Annotated in this window: 13 protein-coding genes and 2 pseudogenes; 6 read left to right on the top strand and 9 right to left on the bottom strand. The window is 71.0% G+C overall.

What is annotated here, in order from left to right:
* Window positions 1-54: 54 nt before the first annotated feature.
* On the bottom strand, window positions 55-1,590 hold the full coding sequence (locus tag B1L11_RS14920) for a S8 family serine peptidase (RefSeq protein WP_079315027.1): 1,536 nt from the start codon (window positions 1,588-1,590) through the stop codon (window positions 55-57).
* 284 nt (window positions 1,591-1,874) lie between these two features.
* On the opposite strand from B1L11_RS14920, the gene B1L11_RS14925 reads away from it, so the two are divergent.
* Entirely contained in the window at window positions 1,875-2,663 is a 789-nt protein-coding gene (locus tag B1L11_RS14925) for a hypothetical protein (protein WP_143737277.1), read from the top strand.
* A gap of 592 nt (window positions 2,664-3,255) precedes the next feature.
* Here the strand turns inward: B1L11_RS14925 and B1L11_RS50830 are convergent.
* The 3 genes and pseudogenes from B1L11_RS50830 to B1L11_RS14940 form a co-directional block, all read right to left on the bottom strand.
* Window positions 3,256-3,585 (bottom strand): cell wall metabolism sensor histidine kinase WalK, encoded by a 330-nt coding sequence (locus B1L11_RS50830; RefSeq protein ID WP_256862553.1) that lies wholly within the window; start codon window positions 3,583-3,585, stop codon window positions 3,256-3,258.
* Window positions 3,586-3,820: 235 nt separating this feature from the next.
* Window positions 3,821-4,744 (bottom strand): annotated as a pseudogene (locus tag B1L11_RS53995) (HAMP domain-containing protein); the annotation flags it as partial.
* A pseudogene (locus tag B1L11_RS14940) lies at window positions 4,741-5,432 on the bottom strand (response regulator). The pseudogenes B1L11_RS53995 and B1L11_RS14940, both read right to left, overlap by 4 nt.
* Before the next feature lie 183 nt (window positions 5,433-5,615).
* Between B1L11_RS14940 and B1L11_RS14945 the strand changes: the two are divergent.
* The 3 genes from B1L11_RS14945 (at window position 5,616) to B1L11_RS14955 (ending at window position 7,186) form a co-directional block, all read left to right on the top strand.
* Window positions 5,616-5,969 carry a hypothetical protein gene (locus B1L11_RS14945; protein WP_143737278.1) on the top strand — a complete coding sequence of 118 codons (354 nt, stop codon included), beginning with the start codon at window positions 5,616-5,618 and terminating at the stop codon, window positions 5,967-5,969.
* Between the two features lie 156 nt (window positions 5,970-6,125).
* Window positions 6,126-6,614 carry a class F sortase gene (locus B1L11_RS14950; protein WP_079315031.1) on the top strand — a complete coding sequence of 163 codons (489 nt, stop codon included), beginning with the start codon at window positions 6,126-6,128 and terminating at the stop codon, window positions 6,612-6,614.
* 38 nt (window positions 6,615-6,652) lie between these two features.
* Entirely contained in the window at window positions 6,653-7,186 is a 534-nt protein-coding gene (locus B1L11_RS14955; RefSeq protein ID WP_079315032.1) for a GNAT family N-acetyltransferase, read from the top strand.
* Between the two features lie 45 nt (window positions 7,187-7,231).
* Here B1L11_RS14955 and B1L11_RS14960 read toward each other — a convergent pair whose 3' ends face one another.
* Complete coding sequence (locus tag B1L11_RS14960) at window positions 7,232-7,435, bottom strand: cold-shock protein (RefSeq protein ID WP_079315033.1); 204 nt, start codon at window positions 7,433-7,435, stop codon at window positions 7,232-7,234.
* A gap of 596 nt (window positions 7,436-8,031) precedes the next feature.
* On the opposite strand from B1L11_RS14960, the gene B1L11_RS14965 reads away from it, so the two are divergent.
* Window positions 8,032-8,358 carry a hypothetical protein gene (locus B1L11_RS14965; protein ID WP_079315034.1) on the top strand — a complete coding sequence of 109 codons (327 nt, stop codon included), beginning with the start codon at window positions 8,032-8,034 and terminating at the stop codon, window positions 8,356-8,358.
* 55 nt (window positions 8,359-8,413) lie between these two features.
* Here B1L11_RS14965 and B1L11_RS14970 read toward each other — a convergent pair whose 3' ends face one another.
* From B1L11_RS14970 to B1L11_RS14980, 3 genes are read right to left on the bottom strand one after another with little or no spacing between them, the layout of a single operon-like run.
* The gene (locus B1L11_RS14970) at window positions 8,414-9,784 is read right to left on the bottom strand and encodes a glutathionylspermidine synthase family protein (protein WP_079315035.1); all 1,371 of its coding nucleotides are present in this window, start codon (window positions 9,782-9,784) and stop codon (window positions 8,414-8,416) included.
* Entirely contained in the window at window positions 9,781-11,067 is a 1,287-nt protein-coding gene (locus tag B1L11_RS14975; RefSeq protein WP_079315036.1) for an ATP-grasp domain-containing protein, read from the bottom strand. Before B1L11_RS14975 ends, B1L11_RS14970 begins: the two co-directional genes overlap by 4 nt.
* Complete coding sequence (locus tag B1L11_RS14980) at window positions 11,064-11,789, bottom strand: bifunctional 2-polyprenyl-6-hydroxyphenol methylase/3-demethylubiquinol 3-O-methyltransferase UbiG (protein WP_239109110.1); 726 nt, start codon at window positions 11,787-11,789, stop codon at window positions 11,064-11,066. Before B1L11_RS14980 ends, B1L11_RS14975 begins: the two co-directional genes overlap by 4 nt.
* Window positions 11,790-11,917: 128 nt before the next feature.
* Here B1L11_RS14980 and B1L11_RS14985 point away from each other — a divergent pair, with 128 nt between their 5' ends.
* The gene (locus B1L11_RS14985) at window positions 11,918-13,306 is read left to right on the top strand and encodes an MFS transporter (RefSeq protein ID WP_256862550.1); all 1,389 of its coding nucleotides are present in this window, start codon (window positions 11,918-11,920) and stop codon (window positions 13,304-13,306) included.
* Window positions 13,307-13,326: 20 nt separating this feature from the next.
* Here B1L11_RS14985 and B1L11_RS14990 read toward each other — a convergent pair whose 3' ends face one another.
* On the bottom strand, window positions 13,327-14,286 hold the full coding sequence (locus B1L11_RS14990) for a helix-turn-helix transcriptional regulator (protein WP_143737279.1): 960 nt from the start codon (window positions 14,284-14,286) through the stop codon (window positions 13,327-13,329).
* Window positions 14,287-14,497 lie beyond the last annotated feature (211 nt).

Below are 14,497 nucleotides of genomic sequence, written 5' to 3' on the forward strand. Positions count from 1 at the left end.
CATGACGGTGCAGGCCCAGCAGGGTGGTGTCACTCAGGTGACGCCAGGGTCAGTTCACTTGACGACTGCGAGGGCGTCGACGACACCGGCGCCGAAGAAGCTGTTGTCGTCGACGGTGCCGGTGCAGGCCGCGGTGTTCTGCGGGCACGGCTTGGGTACGGCCCGCGCCTTGAGCTCGCTGATCATTGTGGCCGGCGACCAGGACGGGTGCGCCGACTTCATCTGCGCCATGACGCCGGCGACGTGCGGGCTCGCCATGGACGTGCCGCTCTTGGTGCCGTAGCCGTCGGCTCCCGTCCGGGTGTTCCAGGTCGTCGAGTAGATCGACGAGCCGGGAGCCGCGACGTCGATCTTGCCGAGGCCGTAGTTGGAGAAGGACGACCGGACGCTGTCCAGCGTGGTGCCCACGCGCTGCAGGGATGCGACCGTCACGACATCGTCGAGCTCGGCCGGGATGTCGTTGCAGTGGCTGTTGATCGTACGCACGGTCGGCGCCGGCGCGTCGTTGGGGCTGCCCTTGTCCACGGTCTTGTTGGCCATGTCGTAGTTGGAGTTGCCCGCCGCGGCGACGTTGACGACGCCCTGCGCGGTGGCCCACTCCACGGCGCGCCGGACGGCCTCCTTGCTGGCGGCCTGGTCGGGCTGGTCGTCACACCAGAACTCGAACGGGTCGACATAGTAGGAGTTGTTCGTGACGTCCATGTGCTTCAGGCCCGCCCACATGAAGCCGCAGACGGCGTACTCCGGGTAGATGAAGCCGTCGTCGTTGACGACCTTGACGGAGGCCATGCGCACGTTCGGCGCGACACCGACGACGCCGATGTTGTTGCGGGCGGCGGCGATGGTGCCGGCGACGTGCGTACCGTGGTCGCTCGTCGTCGGGCGCCAAGCCAACGGCGTCTGGTCCGGACGGCCGGCGTTGCTGCAGTTGACCGAGTTCGCGACGTCGATGTTGGCCTTGAGGTCCGGGTGCGTCGGCGAGATGCCGCTGTCGAGCACCCCGACGAGGACGTTGCGGTTGCCGTCGGAGATCGCCTGCGCCTGCGGGGCCTTGATCATTTGCATGTCCCACTGGACGCCCTCGTTGGGGTCGAGGCTCTCGCCCGGCTGCGGGTCGGACGGGATGTCGCCGTTGTCCGGCTTCTTGGCGCCCTTCTTGTACCCGTTGGCACCGGGACCCCACGGCGGGGCCAGGTCGGCCGGCGTCCCCTCGGAGACCCCGGCCGTACGGGTGGCGCCGACGGAGGTGACCGCGTTGCCACCCTTGGCGGTGACGTTCGCGCGGAAGGCCGCGCGGTCGGAGTGGGCGACGACCACGCCGATCTCGGGCCAGGACTGGACGACGACACCTCCGGCGGCCTCGACCGCGCGCTCGACGAGACGAGTCTGGCCGGGGTTGGCGATTCGGGCGTTGACGACGTAGCTCATGAGCATCCCGTCGGGGATGTCCACGTTGACCGGTGTCGACGTCGGCTCATCGGTGGTGGCCGCACTGGCCGAGTCGGTCGCGCCTCCAAGGAAGGCGGCACCCACCATGGCGAACGCCGCGGCGGTGGCCGCGAGGCGTCGCTTGGGCAGGGCGTGCTGCATGCGTTGCTCCTTGAACGGTGAGGCCGCGGCATCATTGCCGCGGTCTGGCTGGCTCCGATTCCGAGAGTCCGAAATCGCCCCGAATCCAGCCTTTAGAGTTGGTTGGTGACCGTAACAGCTTGATCGTGAATTGTTCAAGAGTTCACCGCAGTCGGTAAGGCCGGCCGAGTCGACCTGCCGACCGGCGATTCAGCGCACAAGATGGTCATCTTCCGAATGGCGCTTCCATCCGAACGGGGCGGCGCGAGCATGAACCAGGGCGAGGGTGCTTACGTGGTGGAGGCATGAGACTGCGAATGATCCTGCTCATGGCGGTGACGGCGCTGACCGCGGCCTGTGGAGGAGTGGAACCGGACACGTCGGCGGCCGCGGCCGACGACGGGCCGGCGAAGCCGGTCGCCTTGTGGGGCGCGGAAGGCGGGTACGTGACCGCGACCATGAACGTGCTGCGTCCGCCCAGGGTGGTGCTGTACGACGACGGTTTGGTGATCGTCGACGCGAGCACGCAGATGACGCTCACCGATGCCGAGGCGGGCGAGGTGGTCGCGCGGATGGAGAGGTACCTGGGTGGGCAACCGCCGACCGCGAAGCCGAAGCCAGGCGCACCGTCGGTGACGGACGTGCCGGACACCGTCCTCGGCGTACGGAGGAAGGACGGAAAGATGCTGGAGGTCCGGGTCCCGGCCCTGGAACAGCTCGCGGCCTTCTACCCGAAGCAGTTGGTGGACGCGAAGAAGCTGATGGAGGGCCTGGCGACCCGGGCCGCCGCGGAGGGCGCCGACTATGTCGCCACCCGCGTCCGGGTGGTCGCCGAAGGGGCCGAGTCGGCGGAGGGCAGGCCGTCGCCCTGGCCCAAGGGCGTTCCGGAGCCTTCGGGCGCGGTGGATCCGGTCTGGCAGAAGGACATCGAGGGAGCGGCGGTGAGCGCGATCACCAAGGCGGTTCCCGCCGGGCAGAATTACGACCGGTCGCTCTTCAGGACCGGCTCGGGGGCGGTCTTCACGCTCTCCTGGCGCTACCTGCTGCCCCACGAGCAGTCGCCGGCCTCCCCGGCGCCGGATCGCAAGGGCTAGACGGTCTCCTGCGCACGCCTGCCGTACGGGCAGGCGTGGGCCGGCGGGGGACGCACCCCCTAGCCTCGGGGGAATTCCGAGCAGTGGAACGATTCCGTCCGGCTGATCCCGGGCTTCCGGAAGACGACGGTGACCGCGTCGGGATCGATGTTCTCCCGGGCCGCGACGGCGCCGGCAGCGGTGCAGGTGAGCTGGCCCAGCGACAGCTCGGGGCGGGGGACGTCGGTCGGCGCTTCCGCCGGGGTCGGCTTGGGCGGGGGGAGCGTGATGAGGACCCTCGCCCGGCCCGCGCTGACCTTCAGCGGCCCGTGCACGTCGGGGAGCAGGTCGGTACGCAGCCCTCGTTTGCGCTCGTCGGCGCTCGGCCCATCCATCAACAGGTCGAGAGTCTCCTTCAGTGTGAGCGGCGGGATGGGACGGGTCACGGCCCGGAGCCGCGCGCCCGACACGAAGTAGAGCCGGGTGCTCGGGCGGAACCCCACCGCGGGCTCGCCTCCGTCCCTGACGCCGGTCGGGGCGATGCCGCAACCTGCCGCCGTCGTGGACGTGATGACCACCGCGAGGGCGGCGGCCGCACGGCGGGTACGGAAGCTCACGGCTCGCGCCTCCCGATCGGCGAGGCGTCGCCGGGGCCGGTCTGGGACGGCCGCGGGTGGCGGGGCAGCGTGAGGGTGAACACCGCCCCGCCTTCCGGCGGATTCGCCACCTCGATCGTGCCGCCGTGGAGCCGGGCGTTCTCTCGGGCGATGGCGAGCCCGAGGCCGCTTCCGTCCGACCTGGTCCGCGCCTCGTCGGCCTTCGAGAAACGATCGAAGACATGCGGAAGGATCCGTGGGTCCACCCCGGCGCCCGCGTCCCGCACCTCGATGACGACGGTCTCGGGCCCGGCGCGGAGCCGTACGGTGACCGGGGGCGGCACCATGGCGGAGGGCGTTCCCCACGAGGTTCGCCATGATCACGTCGAACCGGCGCGGATCCAGCCGGATCCGCATGTCCGCGGGCAGATCGAGGCCCACCCGCCCGGCCCAGCCGCGGGTCCGCAGACAGGCGCGGATCGCGTCCGCCGCGTCGACGTCGTCCAGGACCAGCCTCGCCGCACCGGCGTCGAAGCGGGAGATCTCCATGAGGTCCTCGACGAGCCGCACCAGCCTGCCGACTTCGAGGTTCATCAGGCGGGCCGCCTTCTCGAGGTCGCCTTCCAGGTGGCCGGCCTCCTCCTCGAACACGTCGGCCATCGCGAGGATGGACGCCAGCGGGGTGCGCAGCTCGTGCGACACGTCGGCGACGAATCGGCGGGCCTGGACCTCCATGCTCCGCAGTTCCGAGACGTTCGCCTCCAGCGCTGCGGCCGTGGCGTTGAAGGTCTCGACCAGCCGCGCCAGCTCGTCACCGCCGGTCACCTTCAGGCGCGTGTCCAGCTCGCCCGCGCCGAGCCTGCGCGCGGCGCGGTCGAGGTCCCGGACCGGGCGCAGGACGCCGCGCGCCGCCACGAGGGCGAGCGCCACGGCGAGCAGCACGACGGGGATCGCCCCGTTCCGTGCGGCCGTGACCAGGAGCTCCTCCTCTCGCTGTTCCTTGGCGAGGGAGGCCACGAGGTACACCTCGACGCCCGAGGATTTGGCCTGCTTGCCGAGCATCACCGGCGTGCCGACCACGAGGTACGGCGTGCCGGACCTGACGACGCGCTGGGAGAAGAGGCGGTTGCGGTCGAGGACGGTACGGCGCAGCTCGGAAGTGATCGCTCCTGTGTCGTCGCCGGAGGCGACCAGCCCCCCGCCCCGATAGGCGGCGGCTCCGGTCGCATCGAGGAACGAGGGCGCGACGCCGTTGGCGAGCCGTTGCAGCGCCGGCCGGTCCGGCGGGTGCTGCATGTTCTCGGTGAGCGTCGCGACGCGCAGCCGGAACTCGTTGACGAGCGACCACTCCGTACGGGCCAGCATGAGGTCGCGCGCCTGGCGGTACACCAGCCCGGCGGCCGTCACGGCGCTGAGCACCGCGAGCAGCACACAGACGATCATCAGCCGTGGTCGCAGCCCGCGAACCCAGCCGGAGAGCCGGCCGTCCCGGGGACCTCGCCTCATAGAGGGCCGAACCGGTAACCGAACCCGCGCACCGTCTGGATGTACCGGGGCCTGGCGGGGACGTCCTCGATCTTCGCGCGCAGCTGCTGCACGCACGCGTCCACCAGCCGGGAGTCACCCAGGAAGTCGAGCTCCCAGACCGACTCCAGGAGTTGCTGACGGCTGAACACCTGGTTGTACGCCGCCGACAGTTCCAGCAGCAGCCGCAGCTCCGTCGGCGGCAGGGTGATCGGGACCCCGGCCTTGACCACGGTGAGGGCGCCCGGTCGATGGTCAGGTCGCCGTGGGTCTCCGGCCCGGCCGACGCGGGGGCCGCCGCCGCGGCGGGTCCTCCGCGCCGCAGCACCGCGCGGATCCGCGCCTCCAGCACGCGCGGCCGGACCGGCTTGACCACGTAGTCGTCGGCACCCGCCTCCAGGCCGCTGACCACGTCGAGGTCGTCGCCGCGGGCGGTGAGCATGACGATCGGCGTGGGCCCTCCCGCGCGGATGCGGCGGCACACCTCGAATCCGTCGAGCCCGGGAAGCATCAGATCGAGCACGACGATGTCGGCGGGGGCGGCGGACATGCGTCGAAGGCCTTCCTCGCCGGTCCGCGCGACCTCGACGTCGTGCCCGCTCCGGCCCAATGACAGACGCAGGCTCTCCCGTACGGAGTGGTCGTCCTCGATCAGCATCACCCGGGCCACCGTTCAAGTATCCGGCATGTCCGTTTTCCTTCCTGCGAATGCCGACATCCATTACATGCTCATGACATTCCGATCATGGCTGGCGGACATTCCCCTGCCAGCATCGAGGCCATTCCCAGATCGGTGACCTGCGGCGCGCCTGGTGGGACACCCTCCCGCCATGCCGCCGCGCAAGGAGGAAGCATGCGATTGATCCGTACCGCGCTGGCCGCCTCGGCGCTCGGCATCGCCGTACTGACCGTGCCCGTGAGCCCCGCCATGGCCGACGCCCGGCCGGTGGCCGCCGCGCCCTCGCCTGTCGCGAAGTCCCCGTCGGAGGCGCCGAAGCCCGTGCCGTCGGCCGCGCCGGCGCCGCCGAGCGAGGAGGGTCAGGCCCCGGCCGAGCGCCCGCGGACCGTACCGCGAGGCGCCCCGGAGACCGGTGGCGGCCCCTCGGACACCGCGACCGTGCTGGTCCCGGCGGGTGCCGCCCTTCTCGCCGCGGGGGCCGGGATGGGTGTGCTGGCACTGCGCCGGAGGTCGCGCGCGGGTGCCTGACATACCGGCTGCGAGGACGGACCGCGGCCGTCGCGTCCTGGGCGTGGCGGCGGCCGCCGTCGCCCTGACCGGCGCCGTGTTCGTTGGCCGCGGAGTCCTGCCTGCGGACGGGCCTCCGGTCCCGCCACCCGCGGCGCCCGGGCAGCGGCGGCCGCCGTGGCGGAGCGGATCTCCTCTTCGGGCGGCCGTGTGCTCGGGCCGTCCGAGCCGCGCAGCCTGGACATCCCGAAGATCGGCGTACACGTGTCGCTGGGCCGGCTCGGGCTCAATCCTGACGGCACGGTGCAGGTCCCGCCGGTGGACCACCCCGAGGAGGCCGGCTGGTACGCGCACGGAGCGACCCCCGGCGAGCGCGGGGCGGCGGTCATCCTCGGCCACGTCGACGGCGCGGGCCGCAAGGGAGTCTTCTACGACCTCGGGCGCATGAGACCCGGAGACATCGTCAAGGTCGGCCGTGCGGACGGCTCGGTGGCCAGGTTCGTGGTCGAGTCGGTGGAGAGGGTGCCGAAGAAGCGGTTCCCCACCCGTCGCGTGTACGGCCCACTGGACCACGCGGGCCTTCGCCTGGTGACGTGCGGCGGTGTGTTCGACCGCCGGAGCGGCCACTACACCGACAACGTCATCCTCTACGCCCGTCTCACCTAGGCCGGGCCGGCAGGAACCGGGGCGATACGATCCCGATCGTGGCAGTCTGGGGGCTTCGGCCGGCTTCGGCGGCGGACGTCGAGGCGGTGGCCGAGTTGCGGGCCGTGGTGCTGAGGCCGGATCTGGAGCGGCTCGGGCGGTACGACGAGCAGCGCGTACGGCAGCGGCTGCGGGACGGGTTCACGCCGGCGCACACCTGGGTGATCGAGGTGGCGGGTGCCTTGGCCGGCTGCGTGGCGCTGCGGCCGGTGAAGGACGCCTACTGGCTGGAGCACTTCTACCTGGACCCGGGCCTGCAGGGCAGGGGCATCGGTTCAGGCGTGCTGAGCGGGCTGCTGGACCGGTGCGACCGCGAAGACGCCGTGGTCCGGCTGAACGTGCTGCAGGGCAGTTCGGCCCGGCGACTGTACGAGCGGCACGGGTTCACGGTCGAGAGCGAGGACGAGGTGGACGTGTTCATGGTGCGCGACCCGGTCTTCGCCGCGAGCTCCTCGCTCACCTCAGATCGGCGGCGGCCGCATGACGAGGCCCCGGACTCCGTGAGGAGCCCGGGGCCGGATGCCGTCGGATGACGGGCCACATCTCAGTGCCCCGTCATCGGCGGGGTGAAGCGTTGCTTAGAGCGGGCGGACCTGCTCGGCCTGCGGGCCCTTGGCGCCCCGGCCCGCGGTGTACTCGACCCGCTGGTTCTCCTCCAGCGAACGGTAGCCGCCGGCGTCGATGGCCGAGTAGTGGACGAAGACGTCCGGAGTGCCGTCGTCGGGGGCGATGAAGCCGAAGCCCTTCTCGGCGTTGAACCACTTGACGGTTCCCTGAGCCATGATGCTTTTCCTTCGATGAGACGATCTCGAGAGCCACGGATGTGATCCTCGGGCTGCTGCGACCGACCGCCTTGGGAAAGCCTCGGCTCCGTACGGTAACGCCCGCTGTCATAAACTCAGCAAGCGCTTCAACGCATACTGGGACTTCGACACAACCTGTCTTCGACACTACACGCCGCGACGCCGTTCCCGCGCCACTCTCTCGCGAAACCCCCGTGCACGTCCTCTCGGGCTTGACGCAAGACGATCCGCGTTTCTTGATCAAATGGTTTCTCGTACTGGTGAACGAGTTCGGGAGGAACCATGCTGTCGGCGCGACGCCCCGTTCACCAGCCTGCCGGGGCCGTTCACCGGCGAACTGGACGGCGCCGGCCACACCATCAAGGGCCTGACCTCCACCACCGGGGGTCTGTTCGCCCAGATCTCCGGGCACGTCCACGACCTCGCGGTCCTCGACGCCACGGTGAACACCACCACCGCTCGCGCTGGCATCCTGGCGGGCAGCAGCACCGGCACCATCGAGCGCGTGTGGGTCTCCGGGTCCGTGACGGCGGGCTCGCGCGCGGGCGGTCTCGTCGGCGACTCGCTAGGGCATCGTGCGCGACGCCTACTCCACGGCGAACGTGCACGTGCGCACCACCGAGGCGGGCGGGGTGATCGGCGTGGCCCTGGCCGGCTCCACCACGGAGCGGGTCTTCTCCACGGGCGCCGTCATCGCGGACACCCGCAACGACGGCGGTGTGGCCGGCTACGGCTACACCGGCACCACCATCCGCGACTCGATCGCGCTCAACCCGACGGTCACCGCACCGTCCTGGGCCCATCGATTCCTGGGCAGGGTGCTGGCGAACAACGTCCCCGGCGGTCGGGGTGACCGTCACCCCGTGACGCACCGGCCGCGGAGGCCCCGGCCTCCGCGGTGACCGCGAACCCCATGGCGCGCGGCCCCGGCCCGCGGGCGCCATGCTCATCGCCGGGTCATGGCCGGATCAGGGAGCGGGGGGTGAGGAAGATCCCCGTGGTCCTGGCCGCCCCGCCGGCTCCCATGTTGATGACCGCGCCGCCGCCCGTGCGGCGTGCCCGGATGTGGGAACCGGCGTAGCCGTCGGGAGTGATGAACGCGTCCCAGGCCGCCACCCAGTCCTCGACGGCGCGGGTCTCGGGGTCGACGACCGGTTCGTGGCGGGGGACCACCCTCCGCTGGACGGTGTAGTCGCGCCGGACGCCCTCGGCGAGCGCCTCCCGCCATTCACGGTCGGACACCTCCCATCCGGCGATGATGCCGTCTCCTCCGTAGCCGGTGTGCGGCTTGAGGATGAGCTCCTCGCGGTGGGCGCGGCAGTAGTCGAGCAGGTCGACCGTCTCGCCGCCGGCCTCGGTCCGCCCGGTGGAGACGATCCGCGTCCAGGGCAGGATGCGATCGAGCAGCGCCTTCTCCTCCGGCGACAGCGCCTCCCGCGTACGGGCATCGGAGAGCAGGGCGAGACAGCCCTTGTTGAAGACCTGGCCGCTGCGCATGTTCGTCCACAGGACGGCCGTGCCGTCCTCGTGCGCCCGGAAGATCGGCTCGACCCTCTTCTCCCCGTCGGGGACGGCCACGATGTCCTCGTCGGTGAAGTAGCGGAGGACGACGTCGATCTTCCTGCCGTCGACGAAGAGCCGCCCGCCGTCGCTGCGGACCTGGCTCACCTCCGTCAGCAGGACCTCCAGCCCGAGCCGTCCGAGCATCTCCTGGAAGGAGCGGGCCAGGTGCAGATACTTGGGCAGTCCACCGTCCTCCTCGACGAAGGCCACGACCGGGTCGGCGCCGCCGGTGACCGGCTCCGCGGCTCTGCGCAGCGCCTGCGCCACGCGCTCTCCGGTGTGGACGTAGCCGAGCCGGTGCTCCTCGGCGAACGCGCGGAACGCGTCGGTCTCGAGGAGGAGCCGGGAGATCTCGGCGCGGTCGGTGCCGCCGAGCGCGCTGTCGATGTTGAACTCGAGGAGCTTGAAGGAGTCGCCGTCGTGGTAGAGATCGGCGCGGCCGTACAGGTCGGGAGGGCCGGGGACGCGCTGGATCAGGGCGGCCCTGCGCCTGCTGATCCCCAGTGCCTCGCAGTAGCGGCCCAGGTCGCCGTCGAAGAGCCGGGCGGGAAGGCCGACCAGCAGGTCGAACAGGCCGATCAGGTCGGCGGCGCAGTCCCTCATGCGCGCCTCGTCGATGAAGAAGGGCCGCGGCAGGAGCCGGTCGCCGCACGACAGGTCGAACATCCGGGGGAAGCGGCGGCGTGCCTCGGCCATGACGTGCAGGAGCTTGTCGTCTCCCGACAGGCACCGGTCGTTGTAGTCGCGGGTCACCGGATCGGTCATGGGGCACCGTCCCGGCCGGCGGGTGCGGTGTCCAGCCGGACCGTCTTGGTGAGCTCGGCGAAGACGCCGTCGAGCTGGTCGACCTCGTCGACGGTGAAGATGAGGTGGCCGTGCCCCTGGAAGGTCTGGGGAGGGACCTTCAGATACTCGCCGATCTCCCGGTAGATCTCGAACTCGTCGATCCGGGGGTCGGCCGCCGCCTCCTCGACCCCGTGGACGGCGGTCAGCACGCCCGGCTGCTCGGGGAAGATGTTCCAGAAGCCGACCGGCCGCGGCGCCGTGGCGGGTTCGAGACGCGGCTCGCCTCCCAGGGCCTGCTCCAGCGCCGCTTCGACCAGGTCGATGCCGAGGCTGAGCTGCACCGAGCGGTAGATGGGGCCGCCGCCCATCCGGGCCGCCGCCTCGAGGAGCACCGGCTCCCTCTCGTCCCGCAACCGGAACTCGACGTGGGTGGGGCCGATCTCGATGCCCATCGCCCGGTGGACGGCGGCGGTGGCGTCGGTGATCGTACGGACGAGGTCCGCCGGCAGCCGCGTCGGCGTGCAGGCGTAGACCTCCTCGAACGTCGGCCCGGTCGGGAGCGGCTTGTCGTGGATCGCCACCACCCGCGTTTCCCCACGGTGGACGAGGGACTCGATGCAGATCTCCGTGCCCGGGACGAACTCCTCCACCAGCAGCGCGCCGCCGTACTCCTCGTGCGCGGCCCTGTAGAGGGGGTCCTGGTCGGAGGCGTCCCACGACTCGGCCCGCAGGAACTCGAAGTGCTCGGCGAGCTCCGCGTCGTCGGCGACGCACCTGACGTACATGCTGCCGGTGCCGATGACGGGTTTGAGGATGAGGGGATAGCCGAACCGCCCGGCCAGCTCCCGGGCCTCCGGCAGCGAGCGGGCCAGGCCGTAGCGGGGCTGGAGGACGCCGCCGGCCGCGGCCACGGCCTCCCGCATCGCGTACTTGTCACGCGCGATGTGCGCGGTGTGCTCGCTCACGTAGGGCAGGCCGAGCTCGGCGGCGATCCTCGCGGCGGCGGGCACCAGCCGCTCCGAGAACGTCACCACCGCACGGATCGGCTCGGACTCCTCGTCCCGAAGCCGCACCGCGGCGGCCAGCGTGTCCCCGAGGACCGAGGTGTCCACCGTGACGACCCGGTCGGCGTGCTCCGACTCCCACGACGGGTTCTTCATCAGCAGCAGCACACGCTGGCCGTGCTCGCGGCCGAAGGCGTGCACCCGCGCCAGATGCCGGCGCCGGCTCAGGTTCTTCCCGTGTACGACGAGGATGCTCATGCTCCCTGCCCTCCGGGGACGGGCCGGGCACGCACCCAGCTCCGGTCGGGATCGAGGAACCGGTCGATCCGGAAGCCGGCGGTCGCCAGCTCGGCGCTCAGCCGTTCGTCGCTCATGGGCCGGGTGAGGAACGAATGGGTCCAGGAGGCGTCCCCCCACAGGTAGTCCACGGTGAGGGCGACCGTTCCCGGCTCCGGCCGTTCCACCGTCCGGATGCGTGAGGTGAACCCGGCGGGGTCGGTCCGCTCGGTGGGCCGCACCGTCTCGTGCCATCCCGGCTTGTGGCGTTCCAGGATGAGGCAGCCGTCGTCGCGCACGTGGGACCGGCAGGTCCGCAGGAAGGCGCGCATCAGGTCGTCGTCGGGGATGTCGATGAGGAACGAGATCATCACCACGGCGTCGAACCGGCGGCCGAGGTTCAGGTCCTGGATCGGGGCGCAGACCGTCTCGGCTCCCCTGATGCGCGCGAGCATGTCGGGCGACTCGTCGACGGCCACGATCTCGTGCCCGAGGTCCCTCAGGGGATGGGTCACGCGGCCGGCCCCGGCGCCGAGTTCGAGCACGCTCGCCTTCTCGCCGATGGCCTCGTGGATCAGCTCGGGCTCACCGCGAGCCCGCAGCCGCGCGTAGAACTCCACGGCGCATCCGTCGGGCGTGATCGCGCCGGGACCCTCCCCTCGCATGAACGACAGTTTCGGCATGGCTCCCAGCGAAACCAGCACCGCGACCAGGGTCAAGGTCCATCCCGGGTGCCGCAACCGGTCATGCCGGTAGTGGACACCGCGCATCCCGTCACATCGCCCGGCTTCCGTGCGATGCTCGATCCCACCCACCGTTGAGGAGAGCGGACGTGTCGAGCGCATCTTCATCCTCCGGACAGGATGGCGTCGCCCCTCTCGCCGACGGCCCCGCGCCGCAGCCGCCGTCGAACCCCGCAGGAGGTTCCGGCCGCGCGGAGGGCTCCCGGCGAGGCGGGCAGGCGCCCGCGGCGCCGGATGTCACCGCGGGATCCGGCGCGGCCGGCGGGCTGTTCGGCCACCGCGACTTCCGGCTCGCCTTCGCCGCGGCGGCCGTGAGCAAGCTCGGCACCCAGATCAGCTACCTGGCCGTGCCGTTGCTCGCGGTGACGACGCTGCACGCCTCCCCGGGCGAACTGGGCGTGCTGAACGCGCTGAGCACGATCGCGTTCCTGCTGATCGGCCTGCCCGCCGGTGCATGGGTGGACCGCACCCGGCAGCGCCGGCTGCAGATAGTCACCGACCTCGTCCGCGCCGCGCTGTTGCTGTCGGTGCCGCTGGCCTGGTGGGCCGGCGCGCTGACCCTGTGGCAGTTGTACGTCGTCGTGCTGTTCACCGGCGTCGCGACCGTGTTCTTCGACGTCGCCAACCAGAGTTTCCTGCCGCACCTGGTGGGCCGCGACCGGCTGGCCGAGGCCAACGCGCGGCTGGTGAGCCTCGACGCGGCCAACCAGGTCGCCGGCCGTAGCCTGGGCGGCTATCTGGTGCAACTGCTCACCGCCCCGCTGGCCATCGCGCTGGACGCGATCACATACGTGTGGTCGGCGGTGTGCCTGATCCTCATCCGCACCAGCGATCCCGTCCCGGCGCGTCGTCCCGGCCGAAGGCTCTACCAGGAGATCGGCGAGGGGCTGCGCTTCGTGTTCGGCGACCGGCTGCTGAACCCCCTCGTGCTGGAGGCGGGGCTCACGAACTTCGCGATCCAGGTGTACGTGACCATGCTGCCGGTGCTGTTCGTCCGCGAGCTGGGGCTCTCCGAGGGCGCACTCGGGTTCTTCCTGGCCCTGGGCGGAGTCGGGGTCTTCCTCGGGTCGATGCTGGCCCGTCCGCTGAGCGCTCGCCTCGGCGACGCGCGGGTGATGTGGGTGATGGGCCCGCTGATCGCGCCGGCCGGGTTCCTGGTCCCCCTGGCCGACCACGGGCCCGGTGTGTGGCTCGCGGGCGCGGCCTGGCTGGTCATCACAGCCAAGGCGGGCGTCGACAACGTGCTGAAGGTCAGCTTCCGCCAGCGGATCACGCCGGACCACCTGCTGGGACGGATGAACGCGACATTCCGCTTCCTCATGTTCGGCGCCCTGGCCCTCGGCGCGCTGCTGGCCGGCGCCCTGGGCGAGCTGGCAGGCGTACGGGCGGCGATGTGGGCGGGGTCGGCCGTGCTCGCCGCGGGCTGGCTGCGCCTGTTCTTCTCACCGCTGCGTTCCATGCGCGAACTGCCGGCCTGACCGGGGCGCCGTCCGTCACCTCAGATGTCGCCGGTCTCCGAGGCGGGGACGGGACCTCCGTTCAGGCCCTGCTGCGCCACGAGATATCCGGCCTGGAAGCGGCTGGTGGCGCCGAGCTCGTCGGTGATCTCCTTGATGTAGCGGCGGCAGGTCCGGGTGGACATGCCCATCCGCTTGGCGATGGCCTCGTCCTTGAGCCCGTCGGCCATCAGCTGCAGGATCCGCCGGCGCAGCTCCTCGGTCGTCGTCTGCGTCTCCACCATGGAGGCCTCGAACGGCCGGGCCGACTGCCAGAGGTTCTCGAAGATCCGGTAGAGGAAGTCCACCATCACCGGATCCGTGATGAACGCGGCGCCGGGAACCTCGTCGGCCACCCGGCGTTTGGCCACCACGGCCGTCTCCCGGTCGAAGATCATCATCCGCTCGAACGTCTCGACCGTGGTGCGGATCTCGGCGCCCTTCTCCGTGACCTGGTGCACGTAGGAACGCGTGGCCAGGCTGCTGCGCGCGGTGTGCTGGTAGATGCCGCGCAGCCGTATCCCGCGGGAGAGCATCTCCAGGCTCTCCTCGGTCACCCCTCGCAGCGTCTGGGGATCCCGGCCGCCGCCCGGCTGCATGCTGACGAACTCCGTGGAGCACTCCCGCATCAGCAGGGCGAGCTCGTTCCGTACCTCGACGGGGTCGTCGAGGCAGGTCAACGGCGGGCTGCCGTGACTGCGTCTGCGGTGCTCCCGATACAGCGGCATCAGGCTGCGCAACTGGGTCTGCAGCTCGGACAGCTCCTGCTGCCGCCGTCGGATCTCGCGTTCCAGCGGGACCGAGGAGAGTGCCTCCGCCACCTCGGGATCCGTGGGGATCAGCGCGTCGCCCGCCCAGTTGAGGGTGAGCAGGCGGAGGGACAGGAGGCGGTCGAGCACCTGGTCGTGCTCGGTGCTCGCCAGGGCCCTGGCCTCCGCCAGAGGCAGCGCGCCACGATGCACCGCCGCCGTGTACACCTTTATGGCAATGTCCCCGAGGCCTGTTTCCTGCCGACCTGAATGGGGCTCCTCGATTAACTCGTGCGCGGCCGTCAACTCGCCGAACCTCCCCCGTGATGCGCAACCCCGATCGCGGGCCACTTCCGGTTAACTCGGACTGGTCAAGCTTGGGCAGACATCTTGTTGCCATACAAGTTTAGGACACAGGGGGCAT

Origin of the sequence: Microbispora sp. GKU 823, from assembly GCF_002027145.1 — a bacterium.
Taxonomy (GTDB): Bacteria; Actinomycetota; Actinomycetes; order Streptosporangiales; family Streptosporangiaceae; genus Microbispora; species Microbispora siamensis.